We start from the raw sequence: 22,253 nt of genomic DNA, 5'->3' as shown, positions 1-22,253 counted from the left end.
CATGGCGGCCACGGTGGCGATGCTGGACAACCTGCATGCCGTGATCGACGCGGCCGCGGCGGCCGCGGACCATGCGGTCAAGGCGGCGGGCGAGATCGACCGGTCGCGCGGCGACTTCCGCGAGTCGGTGTTCCTCCCGATCACCTCGGGCGGGATCTGGGACGGCACGGGGCAACCGGAGGCGTCGACCGTCGTCCGCGTGCACGAGCGCGCGCAGGAGACCGCGGGCATCCGGCTGCGCCAGATCGACGGGGCACTGGAGACGTTCGGCATGGCGCTGCGCTACGCCGCGGGCCGGTACGACACCTTCAAGCTGAGCCTGCCGAGCCAGTTCCACGTCGGTGACAACGGCACCATCAGCGGCCACACCGGCGTGATGTCGGGTGCGGACGGACCCGAGGCGTCGTACCAGGCGGAGTTGAAGGAGATCCTCGGCCTGGTCGACACCGCCGACGCCGCGCTGATCGAGCGGCTGAACGCGCTGATGGACGACCCGATGCCCGTCCTGACCACGGCGGCCACACCGGGGATCCTCGACGCGGCGGGCGAGGCGTACCTCGCTGCACACGAGGACGGCGTCGCGCCCAGGTGGAACGAGGACTGGACGATCGAGGGCAAGACCCGCGCGGGCACCCAGGCCGAGTGGGAAGCCGCCCTGGGGTCGGCCGCCTGCTACTACGACGGCGGCGGCTTCATGCAGGGACCCGACGGACGCTGGTATCCGATCGCCACCCCGAGAATGCTCGTCGACGGCGAGACCGAGACGTCCTACGGTCACGGCTACCTCGCCAACGACGTCGGCGGTCTGGACGAGGGCTGGCAGACCATCGACACCCACATGGGCTTCGGCATGCTGCAGGACCCCGAGTCCGGCGCCGTCAAGGGAACGATCGCCATCGGCGTCCTCGCCGGCGGCTCGTACAACCCGGTGACGTCGGTCGACCCGCGCGCCACCGCGGGCATCCAGGTCGGCGCCGACGGTTACCCGGTCGCGGCGGGCGACCCGACCGACGCGCCGATGAGCCGGCCACCGGACGTCCCGTACGGCGACCCGAACAAGCCCGACCTGCCCGGCTCCAAGCGCATCGCGGTCGCGACGCAGGGCCTGGAGGCGCTCAACGCGATGGAGCAGGTCGACAACGACAAGTACTACACCTACCGCGCGGAGTTCCAGCAGAACACCGACGGCCGCACCCGCGTCGTCCTCACCGCGTACCAGGTGGTCAACGGCCCCGACGGCCAGTACGCCGTGCCCTACGACGCGCACGTCGGCGCCGACGGCCAGGTGGTCACGGAGAGGGCCCGCTGGAACGAGCCGCCCGGGTCGTACGGCACCGACTCCGTGGATCAGGGCAGCACGATCCCCGTCAAGGAGGCCGGATGACCCCCGCTTCACACCGGCGCTAGCGAGCGACTAGCGCGCCGCTATCCCCCTCGGGTCTCCTCGTACGCAGAGGGTTCGATTCGAGGGGGTAACGGATGTCAGCGGTGACGATGAACACCGGGGGCGTGTCGGCGTGCGGCGACGGGGCGTGGGGCTCGGCGGACGGTGTGGACGCGGCGGTCGGGCAGGTCTCCGCGCTGGAGACCGACGCGATGGGACTGACCGGCTACCAGGGGGCGTCCGCACTCGCCGGCATCGGTGTGACCTGGCGCGACTTCACCCGGTCGTGCGCGGGCACGACACGGGAGATCGGGAACAAGCTCAAGTCGAGCGCGTCGGCTGTCGCGAACGCCGACGGCACGTCGGCCTCCATCATGGACGCGCCGTTCAACAAGATCGTCGAGAACATGCCCACCTCCGGCACCACCTGGTCGACCGGAGCGCAGTGACATGGCGACCGTGACGATGCTCGACCAGCTACACCAGGCGATCACCGCCGCCCAGGAGGCGACCAGCCACGCAGGCAAGGCCGCCGGTGAGTACGAACGTGCCCGCGGCGACTTCCGCGACTCGGTGTTCCTCCCGATCACCGGCAAGGAGATCTGGGACGGCACGGGCCAGCCGGAGGCCTCGACCGTGGTACGGGTGCACGAGCGGGCGCAGGAGACCGCGGCGCTGCGGCTGCGGCAGTTCGAGGCGGCGCTCGACACGTTCGAGATGGGGCTTCGGTACGCCCAGAGGCGGTACGGGGAGTTCCTGCGCCGGTTGCCCAACGACGCCACGGTCCACGACGACGGCTGGGTCACCACCTCGTTCACGGGTGCGGGGCCGAACCCCGACGTGGAGTGGGCGGCGGAGCTGAGGGAGATCCTCGGCCTGCTCGACGCCGCTGACGCCACCCTGGTGTCGCGGCTCGGCGAGCTCACGGTCGACCCGCTGCCGGTGCTCACCACCGCCGCCACTCCCGGCATCTTCGACGCGGCCGGCGTTCCGTACCTCGCCGCCAACGCGGACGTCGTCCCACCCAAATGGGACGACGAGTGGACCATCGAGGGCAACACCCGGCCCGGTAGCTTGGCGGAGTGGACCGCCGCGCTCGGCGGCGGACTCGCGTGCGCCTATACCGGCGGCGGGTTCATCAAGGGCCCGGACGGCCGCTGGTACCCGATCGCGACCCCGAATATGACCGTCGACGGCGAGACCTACGGTCACGGTGACGGCGCGAACGACGTCGGCGGCACCGACGAGGGCTGGCAGACCATCGACGTCCACATGGGCTTCGGGGCCTTCGGCGAAGGCGTGGGGCTGGGCACGAAGTTCGCGGTCGGCCTGGGCAAGCTCGCCGGCGGCCCGTCACCGCAGTTCACCGTGAACGCGGACGCCACCGCAGCCATTGCCACCGACTCCCAGGGCCGCCCCATCCTGACGGACCCCAACGCCGACCCGTCGATGACGAAGCCCCCGGGAGGGGACTACGGGGAGGAGCAGCGCCAGACCCCCGGTGAGCGGCAGCGGATGGAGCAAGCCGAGGCCGGAGGTGGCGCCGTCGACATGGTGACCAACGGCCTCGAGGGCGCTCGCGACATCCAAGACCTCGACGACGCCAACAAGTACACGTACCGCACCGAGTTCCAGCAGAACACCGACGGCCGCACCCGCGTCGTCGTCACCGCGTACCAGGTGATGGACGGACCCAACGGACCGCAGATCCAGTCCTACGACGTCCACGTCGATGCCAACGGCGAGACGGTGCTGGAAGAAGCCGAGTGGTACGACGACCCAGCCGCCGACACGGGACCGATCGCCCGCGGGGGCGACGGCAGCACGGGGGCTCACCCCAAATGATCACGCTGAGTGTGTCGTTCGGTGAGCTACGCGTGAGTCGAACGCGTTAGGGACGCTGCTCCGCCGCATCGTCGTCCGAGTCGGAGTCGAGGGCGTCCAGGAAGTCGGCCGCGCAGTCGACGTGGACGAACCAGCGGCCGTTGCCGACCGGATCGGTGTACGACGGCGGCTCCTCCGGCAGCTCGCCGAGGAATGCGAGCACGGCCTTCTCGTTCATCGCCGCCACCTCCTCCGTCGGCGCGAGCGGCCGGACGCAGACCAGGCAGGTGTCGTCGAGCGACGGTTCGACCATGCCCTCGTCTTCGACGTCGTCGCCGCGTCGCCTGGCGACGACCGTGAGCACCACGATGGCGGCGACACCGAGCACTGCCACGACGAGCAGGACGATCCCGACGACCAGGAGGGCGTCCACTCTTGGTCACCTCCCGAGGTGACGACGCATGACCCCGCGCCGCGAACCTACCAATGCCGCAGCGACCACACGCCGGTACGGTGACCGGATGCGTGTTCTCGGTGCCGACGAGGTCGCCCGCCTATTGACGTTCGACGCTCTCGTCCCCGCGTTGCGCGAGGCGTTCACCCGCGAGGTGAAGGCGCCGCTGCGCCACCAGCACACCGCCGGCGCGCCGGGCACCGATGCCAGGCTGCTCCTGATGCCCGCCTGGTCCGACCGCTACATCGGCGTCAAGCTCGTCAACGTCTTCCCGCACAACGGCGACCTCGACCTGCCCGCCGTGTCACCGGTCTACGTGCTGTCGAGCGCGACCACCGGCGAGCAGTACGCGGTCATCGACGGCGCGGAGCTCACCCGCCGCAGGACCGCGGCGGCGTCCGCGCTGGCCGCGTCGTACCTCGCACGGGAGGACGCGAGCCGGCTCCTCGTCGTGGGCGCGGGACAGGTCGCGCGGGTCGTGCCGCATGCCTACCGCGCGGTACGCCCCATCGAGCGGGTCTTGGTATGGAACCGGACCGTGGCCCGCGCCGACGCGCTCGCCGACGACCTGCGCGCGGACGGCTTCGACGCCGAGCGCGCCGACGACCTCGAGGCCGCGGTGCACGCGGTCGACGTCGTGTCGTGCGCGACGCTCGCGGCCGAGCCTCTCGTCCGCGGTGACTGGCTCGACCCGGGAGTCCACCTCGACCTCATCGGCAGCTTCGCTCCTTACCTGCGCGAGACCGACGACACGGCGCTGCACCGCGCCACGGTGTTCGTCGACACCGACGACGCGCTCGCCGAGAGCGGCGACCTCATCGAGCCGCTCGCGTCCGGCGCGCTCTCCCGGGACCAGATCGCGGCCACGCTCCACGACCTCACCGCGGGCAGGCATGCCGGTCGGGCCTACGCGTCGGAGATCACCCTGTTCAAGTCCGTCGGCACCGCGATCGAGGACCTCGCCGCGGGTGCGCTGGCCTACGAGTCGTCCCGGCAGCAGTCCTGACCCGTCCGGCCCGCTGCCTAGACAGCTACCGCGCGCAGGAACGTCTCGGCGAACACCTTGCAGGCGTCGTCGACGTCGGGCAGGTCGGGCCACAGCTGTGGTTCGAGGACGGGGCGGAAGACCATGTGCACCGCGATCGGGCCGATCAGTTGCTGGATCAGCAACGGCAGCGGCAGCGGGCGCACCCGGCCCGCCCGCACCTCGGCCTCCAGCCAGCCGCCGACGCTGCCGAGCATGCGGGGGAAGTACTGGTCGAAGACGCGTCCCGCGGGTCCGCCGGGCCGGCCGAACAGGTCGGCCAGCAGGGCGGGCATCACCCGCGGTTCCTGGCTGAACGCCCTGACGATCACCCGGTAGATGTCGCGCACGGTGGCGTCGAGGGCGGCTTCGGGATCACCGGTGAGGACCTCGAGATCGAGGATCGGGCTGTAGCGCTCGTAGATCGCGGTGAGCAGCCCGTCGCGCCCGCCGAACGTGACGTACAGACCGTGCAGCGAGCACTCGGCGGCCTCGGCCACCGACTCGAGCGTGGCGCCGCCGAGACCGTGGGCGCTGATCAACCGTGCGCCCGCGTCGACGGCGCGGGTGCGGACGGGTGGTCGGCCACCCGGGTCGACGCCGGCCGCGCGGACGGCGTCGTCGAGCGTCCGCCGCGAGCCGCCGAGCCTGCGGAGCAGGGTGCTCCGTGAGATGCCGGCCGCCTCGGCGAGCGCGGTCAGCGGGACGTCGGCGACGTCGGCGCCACGCCTGCGCGCGGCGTCGATGGCCGCGTCGACGAGGCCGGCTGGGACCTCGACTGCGGTGGCGGCGGAACCTGCCCGAACTCGTGACACCGTACTAAAGCTAGCAGGTAGTCGAGTGTCACGTGGTCACCGGGTGGACGTCACCAGACGCCGAGTGCCGCCCCTCGCGGCGAGTGACGATGCGGACGCTCCTCCGGCGGGCCCACGAGCGCGGGCTCACGGTCGGCCGGCTCGCGCGGCTCGCCACGGACGATCGTCTCGCACTCGCCGATCGCGCCGACCAGCAGCGTGTAGAGCCGCTCGTCGGCGTCGGGGACGCACGCCCTGGCGATGCCCTCCACGGCGGAGTGGACGATCGACGGCGCGGCGTACCGGCGGAACGCCCTCGGTGACCTGCGGATCCCCCGCACGAACCGGTACGCCCACTGCGCCGCGAGCGGAGCCTGCGCGAACGCCTGCCTGGTGCGCTCCTCGAGACTCCCCCGCGGACGCCCCTCGAGCTCGGCCAGCACCCGCTCGGCCGCGAGGATCGACACCGCCATCACGCCCTGCCGCTCCGCCGCGACCACGGGAAGTGCGGCGATCGCCGCGTGCAACGCGATCCTGGCGTCGACCCGTGGATCGTCGCTGGTCAGCCCGACCACCGTCGGCGCGAGCGGCGCGAGCCTCGGGCGCGCGGCGTCGGACGAGTAGTCGTTCACATGGCGCGCCAGCCCGGCGAGCAGCGGGTGGGTGCACGCGGGGCGGTCGCTCCAGCGTTCACCGGCGAGGTACGACGCCAGCTCCATGAAGCACGCGCCCTTGCGCGGATTGCGATGCCTGCCGCGCGAGAGAACGGGGAACACTTCCGGCACACGAGTCTCGTCGTTCGGCACGAGACACCTCCACAGGCTTGCCTACTCCCTCCCAGTCTGCGCCGTTCCGGCCGATGACACCAGATCCCGACCGGGATTCCTAGCGGGGAAGGCGCAGCCGGTGGACGCCGCCGTACTCGGTGCCGGCGAAGAGGAAGTGGCCGTCGGGGCTCTGCACCAGGCTCGTGACGTCGGTCTTCTGCAGGCCGGTGGAGACGTTCTCCCAGGTGCGGCCGCCGTCGGTGCTGCGGAGCACACCGCGGCCACCCTTGACGAGACCGTTGGCGGCGTGCTCCGTGGTGCCGGCGTACAGCGTCCTCGCGTCGGCGACCGAGACCACGACGTCGCTCACCCGCATCGGTAGGTCGCCCGCCTCGCCGGTCGTGAAGGTGCGGCCGCCGTCGGTGCTCACCTTCAGCACGTCACCGCCGGCGACGACGCGCTTCGGCGCGCGCGGGTCGACCGCGATCGCCGTCACCCGGCCGGTCGTCACGCGGCGGGTCGTCGCGCCGCCGTCGTCGCTGCGGTACAGGCCGTCGTCGGTGCCGATCCACAGGCGACGCGAGTTCGCGGGGTCGAACGCCAGCGCCGTGACCGGCCGCTGCGTATACAGCCGGCGCCACGTCTCGCCGTCGTCCGTCGTGGTGAAGATCCCCCACCTGTCGACGCCGCCGAACGGCACGGCCACGGTTCCCGGGTCGTCGTGACTGATCGCGACGCGACCACCCCACTGGCTGGTCCGCCCCTTGTCGGCCCACGTCGCGCCGCCGTCGTCGCTGCGCTGCATGGTGAAGTCGCCGAACAGCGACGGCTTGACCCGCCACAGCACGTGCGGGTCGCTCGGCGCGCTCTCGATCGACGCGAGCTCGACGCCGTTGCGCGCCTCGCCGCCCGACAACCCCCATTCCGCCGTCGCCGGCGTCACCTTTCCGGTCGGCAGCTTCGTGCGGTACATGCTGGCGACCGTCGCCGTCGCGAGATGCCACGAGCCGTCGGCCTCCCGGCCGATCGTGAGGTCGTTGATCGTCCGACCCTGGACGCCGATGCGCCGGTAGTGCTGCCGGTCGGTCGTGCTGAACAGCCCGGCCTGGTTCGCTGCCGTCACCAGCGTCTTCGAGTCGCCCGGCCACTTCGCGTACGCGTGCTCGATCGCACCGTCGTTCGGCTTCGCGTACTGCTGCCAGGTGCTTCCCCGGTCGTCGCTGTACCACCGCCCGCTGGTGGTCGCGGCGTAGTACGCGCCGTCGACCACGAAGACCCCGGTCGCCGCCCCCGCGGGCAGCTTGTACAGGACGGTCCAGGTCTGCCCACGGTCGGACGACCGGCGGACGATCTCGTCGGTCCCGACGACCACGAGGTCGCGGTCGTCGGCGTCGAGGGTGTACGGATCGGGGCCGGCGGCGGTCACCGGCTCCGCCGGCTGCGGGACGCCCGTGACGTTCCGCATGCGGTACAGCGTGTTGCCGCGGATGTAGAACAGGTCGCCCCGCGACATCGCGGCGTCGTAGAGATACCCGGCGCCCGCATACGCGTGCGAGGTCCAGGTGTCGCCGGCGTCACGGCTGACGAGCACCGCAGACTCGCCGACGGCGACGAGCGCCTGACCTGCGGGATCGCTCAGGAACTCCGAGATGACCACGTTGGGGAAGTCGAGCGTCGTCCAGGTCTTCCCACCGTCGCGGCTGCGCAGCACCTTGCCCTCGTACGTCGGGTCCATCACCCCGGCACCCACCCGACCGCTGACGGCGTACCACATCTGCCTGGGGTTCTTCGGGTCGACGATCACCTCACCCTCGCCGGCCGCGACGGGGAGCGGGCCTAGCTGCCGCCAGGTCCGCCCCTTGTCCCGCGTGATCCACGGGTCGGCGTCACTGTGGTTGGTGACCACGCCGAGGTCCGGATCGGCGGCACTCGTCGAGAAGAGCCTGGCCTGGCTGTTCGGGCCGACCGGCTCCCACCTGCCGTCGCGGCTGTCGGCCGCGACGACCTCGAACGCGCCGGCGCCGACGAGCTTCGCCTCGCCGCCGGCGACCCAGCCGCTCACCTCGAGGCGGTACGTGCCTGCGGCCCTGCCCGTCACCTCGGCCCGGTACCAGCTGCCGTGGTCGAGCCTCGCTGTGACCTTCGTCGGCCTGCCCTTCGGCGGGTGCACGGTCACGATCGGTGGCGACGACAGCGGGGCCGGGCTGTAGACGAACGCGGTCGACGTGCCGTCGCTCGGGTCGGGCGAGGCCTGGACGACCAGCGGCCGCACGGGAGCGGCGAACGGCACCCGGAGGTCGGTCGCCCCGCCGGGGAGGTCGACGGCGAGCCATCCGCCGAGGTCGGTATCGACGGTGGGTCGCGGCGCGGAGACCCGCACCGTCACCTTCGCCGAACCGCCGGCGGGCAGGGTGACGCGGCTCGGTGTGACGCGGACGGTGCCCGGGCTCCCGGGAGCCTTCGCCATACGCAGCACGGCTGTGACGTCGCGGCCGGTGGGGTTGTCGAGCTCGACCACGCCGGACGCGCGCACCGTCGTGGCCGCCATGTCGACGAGACCGAGCGACAGCGCGGCGGGCGACGCCGTGACGTCCGCCGTGACCGCCGCGGCGACGTCGAGGCGTCCCGCGCCCTGGGTGTTCGGGCCGGTGCCATCGAGTCGCTGGCTCGCGCCGACGAGGGCGGCCACCACGTGCGCGGGCGTGCGGTCGGCGTGCAGCTGGCGCACCAGTGCGGCGGAGCCGGCGACCTGCGGCGCGGCCATGCTCGTCCCGCTCATCCTGATCGCGCCCGCCTCGTGCAGCGCCTTGGGCACGGTCGACCTGATCTCCACGCCGGGAGCGACGAGCTCCGGCTTGAGGCCGAACCTGTTGCTCGGCCCGCGCGAGCTGAACGACGCGATCTCGTCGGTCGAGTCGGTGCTCGCGATCCGCACGCGGACCGGCCCGTCGGCCAGGTCGGCGGCGAGGATCGTGTACTGCGTGCGGTCGATGCCGAGCACCACGAGCCGGTCGAGGCGCAGGTCGTCTCCGGACTCCAGGACACCCGGCTGCACGGTGACCTCGCCAGGACGTTCCTCGACGGTCGCCCTGACGTCGATGCTCTCGCCGGCCGCGTGCTCGCCCACCCGGGTGCTCGACGACGTGTCCCAGCCGATCATCGCCAGCGCGCCGCGACGCTCGGCCTCGCGCGCCTTGTCGATCTGGTACGTGGCGACGTCGCCGCTGTCCGACGGCATCTTGCCGCGCGAGAGGACGATCGCGCCCGAGACGTCACCGACCCGCTCGTAGTCGGCCGGCGTGCCGTCGCCGACGTCGACGACCCGCGCGGTGGTCGCCGCGGCCGGCGGGTTGGCCGAGAACGGCACCCGGTACGACTCCAGCACCTCGTCGCGCGGCGCCGTCAGCCGCGCGGAGGGCAGGCGCAGCCCGCTGGTCGAGGCACCTACCGCGAGCACGCCGTCCGCCGCGGCCGGCGTCGACACCGTCTGCGCACCGGGTCCTGCGTTGCCCGCGGAGGCGACCACGACGGCGCCCGCGCGTACCGCCGCGGAGGCCGCCTGGCCCAGCGGGTCGGTGCCGTCGCCGTACCCGCCGAGGCTCATGTTGACGACGCCGGCGCGGTGCGGGTTGGTGGGAGCGACGGCGGCCTCGAGGCCGGCGATGATGGCCGACGAGGTCCCCGAGCCACGCCGGTCGAGCACCTTGTACGCCATCAGGTTCGCCTCCGGCGCCACGCCGGTGACGTCGCCCTCGGCGGCGACGATGCCCGCGACGTGGGTGCCGTGACCGTTGTCGTCGACCGGGTCGGCGTCGCCGTTCGCGAAGTCGTACCCGCCGACGACCTTGTGTCCCTCGCCGAAGCCGCCCCCGAGGTCGGGGTGGGTGTAGTCGATACCCGTGTCGAGGATGGCGACCGTCTGCCCCGCACCCCGTGCGGGACGGCCCTGCGGGTCCTCGCGCTCCCAGACCTCGGGCGCGCCGATCAGCGACAGGCTGTCGTCGTCGGCCGCCTGCACCTCGATGTCCGGGTGCACGGCCCGCACGCCGGCGACCCGGCGCAGCGCGTCGACCTGACCCTCGGGGACGCGCACGGCCATGCCGTTGAACAGGCTGTCGAACGCACGCACCTGGTCGAGCCGCACCCCGGCCGACCTGGCCCGCGCGGTGACATCGCGCTGCGCCTCGCGCACGGCCTGCCGGGCCGTCGCGACGCGCTGCCTCGTCGCCGCGTCGACCGTCCGCGCCGACCCGACGCGCACCGAGGCGAGCGCCGGGGCGCCGGACAGCTGCACGATGACCTGCCGCAGCGGGCCGTCGGCGGCGCGGGCCGGAGGGGCACCGTCCACGGCGACGACGATCGACGCGAGCACTGCGAGCATCGCCAGGACCGCGAACGGTCGGGACGGCGGCTTCCGACGCATGTGGCACCACCGGGGGGCTGTGGGACGAGGGTCGTGCCAAGACTCGCCGACGGACGAACGCGAGACAACGGAAACAGGTGGCACATCGGAGCCGATGGCACAATGAGGCCATGTTCGGTCAGGACGAGGACGACGTCGGAGTGCTGTCGGCCACGGGCGTAGCGCCGGCCGACGAGGTCGTCTACCGGGCGCTCCTGGAACGCCCGGAGGCGACGCCCGCCGAGCTCGCCGGCGCGCTCGGCGAGAGCCGGGAGCAGGTCAACCGCGCGCTGGACCGGCTGCGCTCCCAGGGCCTGGCGAGCCGGCTCTCCGGCCGGCGCCGACGATTCGCCGCCACCGATCCCGAGGCCGCGCTCGACGTCCTCGTCCGCGCACGCGCGACGGAGCTCGACGACGTCCGCCGCGCCGTGGTCGGGTTCGCCGAGGTGTTCCGCGCGGCCAAGGACGCCACCGGCGCGGCCGAGACGGTCGAGATCGTGACGGGCAGGCACGCGCTCGGCGAGTGGTTCGTCCGCCTCCAGCACGGCGTGAAACACGAGATGATGGTGCTCGACCGGCCGCCGTACGCCCTCGCCGCGGCCAACCCCGTCGAGCCGGTGTCGCTCGCACAGGGCGTCCACTGGCGGGCCGTCTACACACCGGAGTCGCTGGAGATGACCGGCGCGGCGACCGAGATCAGGCAGTTGAAGGAGATGGGCGAGGAGGCCCGCGTGCTGCCCGACTTCCCGCTCAAGCTGGCGATCGCCGACCGCAGGATCGGCCTGCTGCCGCTCAGCCTCGACCTCGCCACGACGCAGGTCGCCGTGGTCCGCCCGTCGACGCTGCTCGACGCGCTGATCGACCTCTTCGAGTCGTACTGGGCGGCGGCCACCCCGCTCGACTCGGACCGCACCGCGACGTCCGGCGACTCGCCGTCCGAGGACGACGCCACGCTGCTCACCCTCCTGGTGACGGGCCTGAAGGACGACGCGATCGCGCGGCAGCTCGGCCTGTCGACGCGGACGATGCGCCGGCGGACGCGCCGGCTCTACGAGCTGCTCGACGCGAGCAACCGCTTCCAGGCCGGCGTGCAGGCCGCACGCCGCGGCTGGATCTGACCGCCGCCCTCAGCGGCGTTCGTACGCGGTCAGCTCCGCCGCGCCGGCGTGGTCGGTGAAGCCCTCGTCGGCGGTCAGCCGTACGTACCTGACGGCGCCGGACGTACCGCGCTCGACGGGGATCCACTGCGGCCGTCGGTCACGCTCGAGCCGGCCGGAACCGACCTGCACGAAGTGCTCGCCGTCCCTGGACACAGACAGCCGGTAGCGGTCGATGCCGGCGACGTAGCCGGGCTCCTCGTAGTACCTGCCGATCAGGTGACCCACGTATCTCAGACCCGTCACCGTGCGCGGCTTCTCGAGGTCGAGGGTGATCGCCTCCGGCAGCGGCTGGGCGGGTGCGAACGACGACGCCCAGAACGTGTCGGGGTCACCGTCGAGCACTCGTCCGGCCTCGAAGCCCGACTGCTCGCTCGTGGCGCTCACGCCGCCCGCGTCGACCGGACGTCCCTTCGGCCGCTCCGGGGGCGCGACCGGCCGGTCTCGGTCGAGCCGCGGTCGACCGAAGGGCGCGCCTCCGCCACCCTCGACGACGAGGTCGGTGACGAGCGCGCCGTGGTCGGAGTAGAACGGATACTCCTCGTCGACGGCCGCTCCCTCGTGCCGCGGCAGCCGGTCGGTACGGGTGTGCGACGACGCCACGTCGAGGCCGCGCCCGCGCGTCCAGACGTAGTCGATGCGGGCGGGTGAGTAGCCGAAGCCCCAGTACGGCGACCAGGTGCGCCCCGGGTACCTGCCGGCATCCGGGTACACGTCCCGGTAGGTGTCGGTGAAGCCGGCGTCGGCGAAGGCGTTGGTCACCGGCCAGTCGACGGTGAGGCCCTCGTGGCTGTAGGCGCCGGCGAACCGCTTCGACCAGTCGTACGCCGACAGCGTGTTCAGGTCGCCGCCGATGACCACGGGGGCGTCCTCGTCCGGCACCAGGCGCGGCAGGATCTGCTCCAGGATCGTGACCGCCTTCGCGTACCTGGCGGAGTGGTCCGTGGCGGCGATCTGCTCCTCGGTGTGGCCGGGCTCGAAGCCGTACGCGCGGTCGAGTGCCGTGGCGTCGGTGGGGAACCACGCGCGTTCGAGGGCGTCGAGCCAGACCGTGAAGACGTTCACCTCCCTGCCCGACGGCATCGTGAGGCGTGCCCCACCGAAGTGGAACGACGTGACCGGTGCGTCGGTCACCCGCGGGTAGACCTCGGCGACCGGGTAGCGGGTGAACAGCCAGAGGTTGTCGTCGTCCGCCGGCTGCCCGGGCTCCCGGGTGATCTGGATGCCGCGGTAGCGGCGGTCGGGCGGGAGGCCCTCGTTGAGTCCCTCCTCGATCGTCGCGCCCGACCCGTACGTCTCGACCATGAAGACGACGTCGGGACGTTCCGCGCGGACGAACTCGACGATCTGGCGCAGGTTCTCCTCGCCCCCGTTGTAGGTGCCGCCGAGGAAGATGTTGAACGCCATGACCCGTAGCGGAGTGTCCCTCCGATCCGACGCCGTGGCGGTCGATCGCCCGTCCCCCGCGCCCATCGCACCGACCAGCAACGCCACCACGAGCCCGATCCCGAACGCGAACCTCGTGGACATGACCGTGCCTCCCTCACCACCAGGCGACCACCCCCGGTTCTACCGGTGCCGGGTGCGGACGGAGCATCCGCGCGGTGAACGTACGACCAAGAACCGGCAGGGCCGACGGCTCAGGCCTGGCCCCGGTCGACGAGGCGGGACAGGACGATCACGCTCTCGGTGTGGTCGATGTTCGGCTCGTCGCGGACGCGTTCGATCGCCTGCTCCAGCTGCCTGATGTCGGACGCGAGCATGTGCACCATCGCGTCCGCCCCGCCGGAGATCGTGCAGGCACTCACCACCTCGGGCACCCGTTCCAGGCTGCGACCGAGGTCGTGCGCGGCGACCACGCCCTTGCAGTAGACCTGCACGTACGCCTCCGTCGTCCAGCCGAGCGCGTCGGGGTCGACGACGGCGGTGAACCCCCGGATCACCCCGCTCGCGACCAGCCGATCCATCCGGCGCTTGACCGCGGGCGCGGACAGGCCGACCTCGGCGCCGATCTCCGCGTACGTGCTGCGCGCGTTCCTGACCAGGCAACCGATCACCCGCTGGTCGATCGCGTCCACTCCGGACCTCCCACCAGACGCAACGAAGCGCCGATATGTGAACGAAGACGCAACGAATCTATCGTCCACTCGCAAGCGATGGCGATTGTTTGCGCCCGCGGGCACTCGTACCGTGAGCGGTGAGAGCCACTGCCGAGGAGGACCGCATGACGGTGACGACCACCCCCGCCCGAGCCGACGACACCGACGGCCCGGCCGCGCAGATCGCGCTCGTCGAGGCGTACGCCGCGCACAACTACCACCCGCTGCCGGTCGTCGCCGCGACGGCGGAGGGCGCGTGGGTCACCGACGTGACCGGACGCAGGTACCTCGACTGCCTCGCCGCGTACTCCGCGGTGAACTTCGGCCACGGCAACCCCGAGATCCTCGCGGCCGCGCACCGCCAGCTCGACGCGGTGACGCTCGTCAGCCGCGCGTTCCACCACGACCAGCTCGGCCCGTTCTGCGCCGAGCTCGCCGCCCTCGTCGGCAAGCAGATGGTGCTGCCGATGAACACCGGGGCGGAGGCCGTCGAGAGCGGCATCAAGGTGGCACGCAAGTGGGGCTATGAGGTCAAGGGCGTCCCGGCCGGGCGGGCCAACATCGTCGTCGCGGCCGGCAACTTCCACGGCCGCACGACGACGATCATCAGCTTCTCCGACGACCCGGAGGCGCGCGACGGGTTCGGCCCGTATACACCCGGGTTCCGCACCGTCCCGTACGGCGACGCGGCGGCACTCGAGCGCGCGATCGACGACGACACCGTCGCGGTGCTCGTCGAGCCGATCCAGGGCGAGGCCGGCGTGCTCGTCCCGCCGCCCGACTACCTCGGCCGGATCCGCGAGCTGTGCACGCGCACCCGCACGCTCTTCATCGCCGACGAGATCCAGTGCGGCCTCGCGCGTACCGGCTACACGCTCACCTGCGAGCACTTCGGCGTGGTCGCCGACGTCTACCTGCTCGGCAAGGCGCTGGGCGGCGGCGTGGTGCCGGTGTCCGCGGTCGTCGCCGACGCCGACGTGCTCGGCGTGCTGCGCCCCGGCCAGCACGGCTCGACGTTCGGCGGCAACCCGCTCGCCTGCGCCGTCGGCCGCACGGTCGTGCGCATGCTGGCGACCGGCACCTACCAGGAACGCGCCCGTGTGCTCGGCGACCGCCTGCACACCCGACTCCGCGCGCTGACCGGGTCCGGCGTGACGGCGGTACGCGGCCTCGGCCTGTGGGCCGGCATCGACGTCGACCCCGCCCTCGGCACGGGCCGCCAGGTCTGCGAGGGGTTGATGGAGCGCGGGGTCCTCGCCAAGGACACCCACGGCTCCACGATCAGGCTGGCACCGCCGCTGGTGGTGACCGCCGCCGACATCGACTGGGCCGTCGACCAACTCGCCGACACCCTCACCGCACTCCGCGGCTAGCTCAGAGCAGGAGCGCCGACGCGAAGCTCCACCCGGTACCGGCGGAACGGCGAGACGACCAGGGGTCGCCGCCGGTGCTGCCGTCGTGCGGGTGGATCCACAGCTCACCCGAGGTGTCGCGGACGACAAGCGCGAGCCGGCCGCTGCCGTCGACGTCCCCCAGGGTGAGCGCCGTGACGTCAGACCAGTCACCGTCGACCCGCACGGGCTGGTCCGCTCCGGTCGGGTAGACCCACAGCGAACCGTCGCGTTCCTGGTCGACCAGGTCCGCGTCGCCGTCGCCGTCGACGTCGCCGAGGGCGAGCCGCGCCGCCGTGTTCCAGCCGGTGCCCGCCCACACCCGCTCGACCGTCCAGGGGTGACCCGCGACCAAGCCGTCGTGCGGGTAGATCCACAGCTCGCCGGTGCGGTCCCGAGCGAGCAGGTCCTGGTGACCGTCTCCGGTGAGGTCGCCGAGCATCATCGCGGACGCCAGGTTCCAGTCGGTGCCGGCCAGGACTCGCGGGCCGCTCCACGGGTCACGGTCCGCCGAGCCGTCGCCGGGATACACCCACAGCGAACCGTCGGAGACGGCGGGATCGCGGGCGACGACGTCGAGTTCGCCGTCGCCGGTGACGTCCCCCAGCAGCAACTGGTTCTCGAACGCCCACCGGCTGCCGGCGGCGAACCTCTCCTGCCACGGGGAGCTACCGTCGTTCGGGTACACCCAGAGGTCACCACGATGCATCCTGGCGAGCAGATCCGGACGGCCGTCGCCGGTGACGTCACCGGCGACGATCGCGTTGGCGTAGTCCCAGGCACTCCCGGCGCTGAACCGGGCCGCCGTCCACGGGTTGCCGGTCGTCCCGCCGTCATGCGGGTACACCCAGAGGTCACCGCCGTCGCGGGCGACCACGTCGGAGTGACCGTCGCCGGTCGCGTCCGCGAGCAGCAGCACGTCGGCGAAGTTCCAGCCCGTGCCGGCGGCGTACCTGCTGGTGAAGGGGTTGCCGTCGGTGACGCCGTTGTGGGGGTAGACCCACAGGCTGCCCGCGCCGTCACGCGCCACGATGTCCGCGTTGTCGTCGCCGGTGACGTCGCCGAGCATCATCGCGGTCGCGAGGTTCCACCCCGTGCCTGCCCAGACCGGCGGCGCGGTCCACGGGTTGCCGGACGCCGCACCCGTGTGCCGGTACACCAACAGCGTGCCGCTCGCCGCTGCCTGCTGACGCGCGAGCAGGTCCGGACGCCCGTCGCCGGTGACGTCACCGAGCAGCAGGGTGCGGTACTCGTTCCACCCGGTGCCGGCGGCGAACCTGCCGGTCCACGGGTTGCCGGACGTGGCTCCGTCGTGCGGGTACACCCACAACGTGCCGTCCGCGGCCGCCGGGTCGCGGGCGACGACGTCCGGCCTGCCGTCGCCGGTGACGTCGCCGAGCAGCAACGCGTCGGCGAAGTCCCACGCGCCACCCGAAGCGACCGAGGACGCCCATGGGTTCGAGGCAGTCGCCCCATCGTGCGCGTACAGGCGGAAGCTGCCGCTGTCCGCGCCCGGGTCCCGTGCGACCAGGTCGGCCTTGCCGTCGCCGGTGACGTCGCCCGTCGGCGGCGCCGACTCCCGGGCGGCGGACCGTCGCGACTCCTGGGCGGCGGCCAGGTCGACCTGACGCCCGTCGCGCGGTGTCAGCGCGGCGTGCGCCGGTGCCGCGGCGTAGCCGGTCGCGGTCACCGCGGCGAGCAGCAGTGCCACCAGTGCGAGGTAACGGGAGTTGCTGACGCTCATGACGGTGTCCCTCCGCAGCCGGTCAGACGACGACGGTGCGGTCGGCCCGGTGACGGCGGCCGTTCACCACCACCCAGCGCAGCCCGGGCACCGGCGGCGGGTGCAGCACGATCCGGCGCGGACGCCGGCGCCAGTCGCCGTGGAAGGACACGGTCAGCGTGCGGCGGTCCGCGGACAGCCGGAAGTCCAGATCGACGACGCCGAACAGCGTCGGCGCGCGGTCGAACGTCGTACGGGTGTCGGCCGAGACCCAGGCCAGCGGGCACAGCCGCAGCAGGTGCAGCTCGTCGTCGACGATGGCGTCGTCGACCAGGGCGTGACGCGCTGCCCACGTCACGAGCGGCTGGACGAACAGGCTCCCGTACATCGCGTTGCGGTGCTCGCCGGCGATGAAGGTGTCCGGTGAGCACGCGCCGACGAGAAGGCCGTACACGCCTTCGAGGAAGCGCGCTCGGTCGGCGCGCTGCCAGCTGTGGAACAGGTTCCAGCTGTAGCACGGCTCGCCGCTGCTCTGCTCGTGGTCGAGCACCACCCGGTCCAGCGCGGTGTGGTGCCACGGGTCGAACAGCTCGACGTTCGGACCGACCCGGAAGAACTCGAGGTACGACCGCATCAGCGGGTCATCGGCGGGCATCAGGCCGGCCCACACCGCGGTCAGCGCCCCGGTGTCGAAGGCTTCGAGGAACGGCCACGGGCTCTCCGGGCCGGAGAACTTGCTCGGCAGCACCGGATGCTTCTTCCCGTCCGGATCGGTCCAGCGCGGTGCCGACGCGGCGGCGTCGCGCAGCGCCTTGACGAAGGCGGAACGGAACGAGTCGGCCAGTTTCTCGAACTCGGCGGCCCGCGGGTGCTCGACGCGGCGGAGCAGTCGTACGGAGCTGGCCAGGCCCTTGTAGTTCCATACCTGGATCCAGATCGACTGCTGCTCCACACCGGTGTCGTTGGACGCCGCCGGTGGCATCAGGCCGGCGATGCCGTCGTGGTCGGTGTACGCGCAGGCGCGCTTGATGAAGTCGCAGGCGTCGACGATGGGTTCGAGCCAGGTGTCGAGGAACTTCTTGTCCCAGCTGAGCAACGCGTGCCGCGCCGCCGCCTCGAGGATCGCGCCGTGGTCGCCGAGCCAGTCGAACGACTGCAGGCTAAGCGGCGTGGCGAAGAAGCCCTCCTTGGAGATGTTCTCGTACGCGTCCCCCGGCGGCTGCCGCACGCCCTGCACGTCGCGGTACAGGTCGATATGCCTCGCCACCACCTCGTGCCGGCCGAGCAGGTCGAGGAACATGTGGCTGACCATCGAGGTCGGCGTGCTCCACAGCAGGTCGTAGCCGTAGGAGCCGGTGAGGAACGTGTACTTGCCGCTGTCGGGGCTCTTCTCCGCGATCACCTCGGCGAGTTGCACGCTGCGCCGGAAGTACTCGTTGACGCGGCTTTCCGGGGTGCGCAGCGTCGTCGCGGTCGACGGGGTGGGGCGCCAGAACCTCTCCGCCTCGGCGAGGGCGCCCTTGCGGCCGAGCTGCCACTCCCGGTCGGCCTCGGCGGCCGGCTGCGGCAGCATCGGCAACAGGACGTCGACGTGGGTGCCCTGCTTCACCGGCAACCCGAGCTTGAGGTCGAAGACACCGGGGTGACCCTTGGCCTCGGTCAGGCTGATGGTGCCCTTGGCGGGTGTCCCGACGACCATCCGGACGTCGTCGGCGTCGTCGTACACGCGGACGGTCAGCGGGCGTCCGTCGGGGTTCCAGATCCGGTCGATCCGCAGCGGCGACGGCAGCGGCGCCGCCGACGGGGTGACCTCCATCGTGATGAACGCCTCTTGCTGCTGTGGTGGGCCGACCCGGTGCTTGAGGTAGGCCTTGCTGAGCCGCAGCACGAACTCGAAGTCGCGCGGAGCCTTCAGCTCGTCGACGTGCTCCACCGAGAACCGCGTCCACGCGTAGATCGGCTCGGACGCGGTGTCGACCGGCTTGCCGCCCTTGAGGTGCGCGAACATCTCCTGGCGGAGGACCAGGCCCTCCTGGCGGCGGTAGTCGGTCCACAGCACCGGGGTGTCGCTGTCCGTCCGCCAGCCCTGGTGGCCGACGCCGTAGTCGCCCTTGTACATGTAGTACGGCTCGTCGGCCAGCGCCGGTATCCCGCCGCCGTCCGGCATCACGGGCGTGACCTGGAAGTCCTTGCCCTTGTACTTCGCGAGGTACGGCTTCAGCGTCGGCGCGTCGCTCGGCGGCAGCGCGATCGCGGGCTGGCAGACGGTCGTGCCGTTGTAGAACACGTCGAACCGGAACAGGTGTCCCTTCCAGCCCACCGGGGTCCAGACCTGCCGCTGCGGCGGCCACCACGTCAGTGCGGTCTTCGCGTCCGGCTCTTGTCCACCGCTCGGCTCGGCCGACCCGACGGGGGCGGCGGCAGCGGCGGGCGGGGGTTCCGCCATGCCCAGCGCTCCGGCCACCGCTCCGCCGGTGAGGGCGCCGCCTGCATGCAGCACGTTGCGTCTGGAGATGAAGCGCGCGGTCATGGGTCCTCCTCGGCGGCTGCCTCGACGCCCCCCGCGCAGGCATATTTCAGAATACCGAAAACAACATCGTTATTCTGAGAGGAAGATAGGAGACCGGTGTCACTCCGCGCAAGTACTGGAGCGTCCCGTACTCGTCAGAACGGCGTGCCCGACTTCAGGTAAGCGGTCTTGGCAGGCGTCCAGCTCTTCGCCGGGTCCCTCGCGAGCAGGACCAGGATGACGACGGTGATCACCAGGCCGGGCAACGACGACAGCAGCACCACGGGAGTGGCGCCGGCGGTGTTGAGGAGGTTGATCGGCGTGAAGACGAGGGAGATGACGGACAGCACGATCATCGTGATGCGTGCCCAGTTGCGCCCCTCCTTGAGCTTGACGGCGAACAGCAGCCACATCAGGGCCGACCCGATCGCCACGACGACGCCGATGGCGAAGCCCGCACTCCACACTGCCTCCGCGTCGACGCCGGGTGTGGCCGGCTGCTGGGCGAGGATGGCGTCCTTGCTCAGGTACGCGACCGGGAGCCCGACGGCCAGGCCCAACACGGCCTGCACGATCACGAGCCAGAACACCGCACGGACGCTTGCCGGAGCGGGACCGGGGTCAAGGCTCTGCGACTGGTGCTGGTGCTGGAGAGATGTCATGTGCCGTCCCTGTGATCTCGGGCCGGCCCGATCCTCGTGCCGGCGATTGCGGCACCAGGAGACGTGTCACACGCGGGGCGGGTTCCGTCCCTCGTCTGACGTACTCACACCGAGGCCGACCGGACAGCTCACCCCGGTGCCGGAGATGCCGCAGTAGCCGTTCGGGTTCTTGTAGAGGTACTGCTGGTGGTAGTCCTCGGCGAAGTAGAACGCACCGGCCTCGACGATGTCGGTGGTGACGGCGTCGTGTCCGGCGCGCTGCAGTTCGTCGTTGTACGCGGTGCGGCTCGTCTCGGCCGCTTCGCGCTGGGCGGCGTCGTGGACGTACACCGCGGAGCGGTACTGGGTGCCGACGTCGTTGCCCTGCCGCATGCCCTGGGTGGGGTCGTGGTTCTCCCAGAACACCTTGAGCAGGACCTCGTACGAGACGACCTCGGGGTCGTACACCACGCGCACGGCCTCGGCATGGCCGGTGCGTCCGCTGCAGACCTCCTCGTACGTCGGGTTCGGCGTGTAGCCGCCGGCGTAGCCGACGGCCGTGGTCCACACGCCGTCGAGCTGCCAGAACAGCCGCTCGGCGCCCCAGAAGCAGCCGAGCGCGAAGTCGGCGGTCCGCAGGTGGTCGGGGTACGGCGGCGCCAGCGGGTGCCCGAGCACCTCGTGGGCCGAGGGAACGGGGAGGGACGCGTCACGTCCCGGCAGCGCCTCGTCGGGCGAGGGCAGGTGCAGGGTCTTGCCGAACAGCCAGCTCATCGTCGGCCCCTCTCGTCGCGTACGCCCATCCTCGCTCGTCAACCCGTAGGGTGCGACATGCATTCCGCGACAAGGAGGCGGCCATGACGAGCGTGACGTCGAAGGACGGTACATCGATCGCGTACGACCGCAGCGGGAGCGGGCCGACCGTCATCCTGGTCGGCGGCGGCCTCGACGACGGCTCGGAGAACGCGCCGCTCGCCGCGTGGCTCGCGCGGCACTTCACCGTGTACAACTACGCCCGGCGCGGCCGCGGCCAGAGCGGCGACACCCTTCCGTACGCCGTGGAGCGCGAGTTCGAGGACATCGAGGCGCTCGCCGCCGAGGCGGGTGGACCGGCGCACCTGTTCGGCGCCTCGTCGGGCGGCGGGCTCGTCCTGGAGGCCGCCGCGGCCGGCGTCCCCGTCGACCGGCTCGCGGTCTACGACGTGCCGTACTGCGTCGCCGACGGCTTGTGGCAGCGGGCGAAGGAGTACGTCGAGCGGCTCGGACCGGTGCTCGCCGCCGGCCGGCGGGACGAGGCGCTCGAGCTGTTCATGTGGTTGGCCGGCTCGTCCGCGGAGGACATCGCCGGAGCCAGGAGCTCGCCGTACTGGCCCGCCATGGTGGCCGTCGCGCACACCCTCGCCTACGACGCGGCCTGCATGGGCGACTACCGGCCACCCACCGACCGCCTCGCCGCCGTCGCCCGGCCGACCCTGGTGGTCAACGGCGGGCGGAGCGCAGACTCCCAGGCCGGCATGGGCGACCTGCCGGCAGACTTCTTCGACCGGGCCGCCGACGCGATCGCGGCGAGCGTCCCCGGCGCGGTGCGCGGTACGGTCGAGGGCCAGGGACACGTCGCCGACCCCGCGTCCCTCGGCCCCGTCCTGACGAGGTTCTTCACCGACTGACGTCGATCCCGGGCGTCGTGTCCGCGAGGAGGTCGTCCAGGATCGACCGCGCGGTGATGATCCGGTCGACGCCTTCGGTCATGCGCCGTCGCTCGGCTTCGAGGCGTTCGCGACAGTCGTCCAGCAACAGGGTCTCCCCGGTCATGCAGGACAGGATCTGGCCGATGAGGTCGAGGCCGAGGCCGGCAGCGAGCAACGTCTGGACGTGACCGACGGTCTGCACGTCGGCGTCGTCGAACACGCGATACCCGCCCTGCGTCCGGTCCGGGTTCAGTGCGCCCTTCTCCTCGTAGTAGCGCAACGCCCGCACGCTCACACCGGCCCGCTCGGCCAGCTCTCCGATCTTCAGGGTCAGCCACCTCCTACCGCCGCTCTCCGCTTGACCCTCACGTTGACGTCAGCCTTTACCGTACCCGC

The 22,253-nt window shown here is 71.9% G+C and carries 17 protein-coding genes and 1 pseudogene; 7 read left to right on the top strand and 11 right to left on the bottom strand.

Annotated features, from left to right (window positions below; all coding sequences use genetic code 11):
- The first annotated feature begins 1 nt into the window (after position 1).
- From GEV10_03745 to GEV10_03735, 3 genes are all read left to right on the top strand, one after another.
- Positions 2-1,384 (top strand): hypothetical protein, encoded by a 1,383-nt coding sequence (locus tag GEV10_03745; GenBank protein ID MQA77588.1) that lies wholly within the window; start codon positions 2-4, stop codon positions 1,382-1,384.
- A gap of 95 nt (positions 1,385-1,479) precedes the next feature.
- Positions 1,480-1,833 carry a hypothetical protein gene (locus tag GEV10_03740; GenBank protein ID MQA77587.1) on the top strand — a complete coding sequence of 118 codons (354 nt, stop codon included), beginning with the start codon at positions 1,480-1,482 and terminating at the stop codon, positions 1,831-1,833.
- A gap of 1 nt (position 1,834) precedes the next feature.
- Positions 1,835-3,229: a hypothetical protein gene (locus GEV10_03735; GenBank protein MQA77586.1), complete on the top strand. Its 1,395-nt coding sequence runs from the start codon at positions 1,835-1,837 to the stop codon at positions 3,227-3,229.
- 46 nt (positions 3,230-3,275) lie between these two features.
- On the opposite strand, the gene GEV10_03730 is transcribed toward GEV10_03735, so the two are convergent.
- Entirely contained in the window at positions 3,276-3,641 is a 366-nt protein-coding gene (locus GEV10_03730; protein ID MQA77585.1) for a hypothetical protein, read from the bottom strand.
- Between the two features lie 88 nt (positions 3,642-3,729).
- On the opposite strand from GEV10_03730, the gene GEV10_03725 reads away from it, so the two are divergent.
- Positions 3,730-4,668, top strand: coding sequence for an ornithine cyclodeaminase family protein (locus GEV10_03725; protein ID MQA77584.1), 939 nt, complete (start codon positions 3,730-3,732; stop codon positions 4,666-4,668).
- A 17-nt stretch (positions 4,669-4,685) separates the two neighbouring features.
- On the opposite strand, the gene GEV10_03720 is transcribed toward GEV10_03725, so the two are convergent.
- From GEV10_03720 to GEV10_03710, 3 genes and pseudogenes are all read right to left on the bottom strand, one after another.
- Complete coding sequence (locus tag GEV10_03720; GenBank protein MQA77583.1) at positions 4,686-5,501, bottom strand: TetR family transcriptional regulator; 816 nt, start codon at positions 5,499-5,501, stop codon at positions 4,686-4,688.
- Positions 5,502-5,671: 170 nt separating this feature from the next.
- Positions 5,672-6,265 (bottom strand): annotated as a pseudogene (locus GEV10_03715) (hypothetical protein).
- Between the two features lie 100 nt (positions 6,266-6,365).
- Positions 6,366-10,670, bottom strand: coding sequence for a S8 family serine peptidase (locus tag GEV10_03710; GenBank protein ID MQA77582.1), 4,305 nt, complete (start codon positions 10,668-10,670; stop codon positions 6,366-6,368).
- A gap of 110 nt (positions 10,671-10,780) precedes the next feature.
- Between GEV10_03710 and GEV10_03705 the strand changes: the two genes are divergently transcribed.
- Positions 10,781-11,767, top strand: a complete 987-nt coding sequence (locus GEV10_03705; protein MQA77581.1) for a hypothetical protein — start codon at positions 10,781-10,783, stop codon at positions 11,765-11,767.
- 9 nt (positions 11,768-11,776) lie between these two features.
- On the opposite strand, the gene GEV10_03700 is transcribed toward GEV10_03705, so the two are convergent.
- Together GEV10_03700 and GEV10_03695 are read right to left on the bottom strand one after the other, a co-directional pair.
- The gene (locus GEV10_03700; protein MQA77580.1) at positions 11,777-13,336 is read right to left on the bottom strand and encodes a hypothetical protein; all 1,560 of its coding nucleotides are present in this window, start codon (positions 13,334-13,336) and stop codon (positions 11,777-11,779) included.
- Positions 13,337-13,446: 110 nt separating this feature from the next.
- The gene (locus GEV10_03695) at positions 13,447-13,884 is read right to left on the bottom strand and encodes an AsnC family transcriptional regulator (GenBank protein MQA77579.1); all 438 of its coding nucleotides are present in this window, start codon (positions 13,882-13,884) and stop codon (positions 13,447-13,449) included.
- A 146-nt stretch (positions 13,885-14,030) separates the two neighbouring features.
- On the opposite strand from GEV10_03695, the gene rocD reads away from it, so the two are divergent.
- A complete protein-coding gene (rocD, locus tag GEV10_03690; protein MQA77578.1) occupies positions 14,031-15,278 on the top strand; it encodes an ornithine--oxo-acid transaminase in 1,248 nt (415 codons plus the stop codon).
- 1 nt (position 15,279) lies between these two features.
- Here the strand turns inward: rocD and GEV10_03685 are convergent, their stop codons facing one another.
- From GEV10_03685 to msrA, 4 genes are all read right to left on the bottom strand, one after another.
- The gene (locus tag GEV10_03685; GenBank protein ID MQA77577.1) at positions 15,280-17,040 is read right to left on the bottom strand and encodes a hypothetical protein; all 1,761 of its coding nucleotides are present in this window, start codon (positions 17,038-17,040) and stop codon (positions 15,280-15,282) included.
- Between the two features lie 22 nt (positions 17,041-17,062).
- Positions 17,063-19,549 carry a hypothetical protein gene (locus GEV10_03680; protein ID MQA77576.1) on the bottom strand — a complete coding sequence of 829 codons (2,487 nt, stop codon included), beginning with the start codon at positions 19,547-19,549 and terminating at the stop codon, positions 17,063-17,065.
- Positions 19,550-19,683: 134 nt separating this feature from the next.
- Positions 19,684-20,190 carry a hypothetical protein gene (locus GEV10_03675; protein ID MQA77575.1) on the bottom strand — a complete coding sequence of 169 codons (507 nt, stop codon included), beginning with the start codon at positions 20,188-20,190 and terminating at the stop codon, positions 19,684-19,686.
- A 66-nt stretch (positions 20,191-20,256) separates the two neighbouring features.
- Complete coding sequence (gene msrA, locus GEV10_03670) at positions 20,257-20,943, bottom strand: peptide-methionine (S)-S-oxide reductase MsrA (GenBank protein MQA77574.1); 687 nt, start codon at positions 20,941-20,943, stop codon at positions 20,257-20,259.
- 83 nt (positions 20,944-21,026) lie between these two features.
- Between msrA and GEV10_03665 the strand changes: the two genes are divergently transcribed.
- On the top strand, positions 21,027-21,836 hold the full coding sequence (locus GEV10_03665; protein MQA77573.1) for an alpha/beta fold hydrolase: 810 nt from the start codon (positions 21,027-21,029) through the stop codon (positions 21,834-21,836).
- Here GEV10_03665 and GEV10_03660 read toward each other — a convergent pair.
- On the bottom strand, positions 21,826-22,185 hold the full coding sequence (locus GEV10_03660) for a MerR family transcriptional regulator (GenBank protein MQA77572.1): 360 nt from the start codon (positions 22,183-22,185) through the stop codon (positions 21,826-21,828). The genes GEV10_03665 and GEV10_03660 overlap by 11 nt on opposite strands.
- Positions 22,186-22,253: the final 68 nt, after the last annotated feature.

The sequence above is a fragment of the Streptosporangiales bacterium genome (assembly GCA_009379955.1).
Taxonomy (GTDB): Bacteria; Actinomycetota; Actinomycetes; order Streptosporangiales; family WHST01; genus WHST01.
The sequence above is the reverse complement of the archived record's forward strand: the minus strand, read 5'-3'. Positions and strand labels throughout refer to the sequence as shown.

Excerpts from the sequence above, each read along its gene's own strand:
- GEV10_03665 (MQA77573.1), top strand. The coding sequence starts at position 21,027 with ATGACGAGCGTGACGTCGAAGGACGGTACATCGATCGCGTACGACCGC.
- GEV10_03680 (MQA77576.1), bottom strand. The coding sequence starts at position 19,549 with ATGACCGCGCGCTTCATCTCCAGACGCAACGTGCTGCATGCAGGCGGC.
- GEV10_03745 (MQA77588.1), top strand. The coding sequence starts at position 2 with ATGGCGGCCACGGTGGCGATGCTGGACAACCTGCATGCCGTGATCGAC.
- GEV10_03700 (MQA77580.1), bottom strand. The coding sequence starts at position 13,336 with ATGTCCACGAGGTTCGCGTTCGGGATCGGGCTCGTGGTGGCGTTGCTG.
- GEV10_03705 (MQA77581.1), top strand. The coding sequence starts at position 10,781 with ATGTTCGGTCAGGACGAGGACGACGTCGGAGTGCTGTCGGCCACGGGC.
- GEV10_03685 (MQA77577.1), bottom strand. The coding sequence starts at position 17,040 with ATGAGCGTCAGCAACTCCCGTTACCTCGCACTGGTGGCACTGCTGCTC.
- GEV10_03675 (MQA77575.1), bottom strand. The coding sequence starts at position 20,190 with ATGACATCTCTCCAGCACCAGCACCAGTCGCAGAGCCTTGACCCCGGT.
- GEV10_03735 (MQA77586.1), top strand. The coding sequence starts at position 1,835 with ATGGCGACCGTGACGATGCTCGACCAGCTACACCAGGCGATCACCGCC.
- msrA (MQA77574.1), bottom strand. The coding sequence starts at position 20,943 with ATGAGCTGGCTGTTCGGCAAGACCCTGCACCTGCCCTCGCCCGACGAG.
- GEV10_03725 (MQA77584.1), top strand. The coding sequence starts at position 3,730 with ATGCGTGTTCTCGGTGCCGACGAGGTCGCCCGCCTATTGACGTTCGAC.
- rocD (MQA77578.1), top strand. The coding sequence starts at position 14,031 with ATGACGGTGACGACCACCCCCGCCCGAGCCGACGACACCGACGGCCCG.
- GEV10_03740 (MQA77587.1), top strand. The coding sequence starts at position 1,480 with ATGTCAGCGGTGACGATGAACACCGGGGGCGTGTCGGCGTGCGGCGAC.
- GEV10_03710 (MQA77582.1), bottom strand. The coding sequence starts at position 10,670 with ATGCGTCGGAAGCCGCCGTCCCGACCGTTCGCGGTCCTGGCGATGCTC.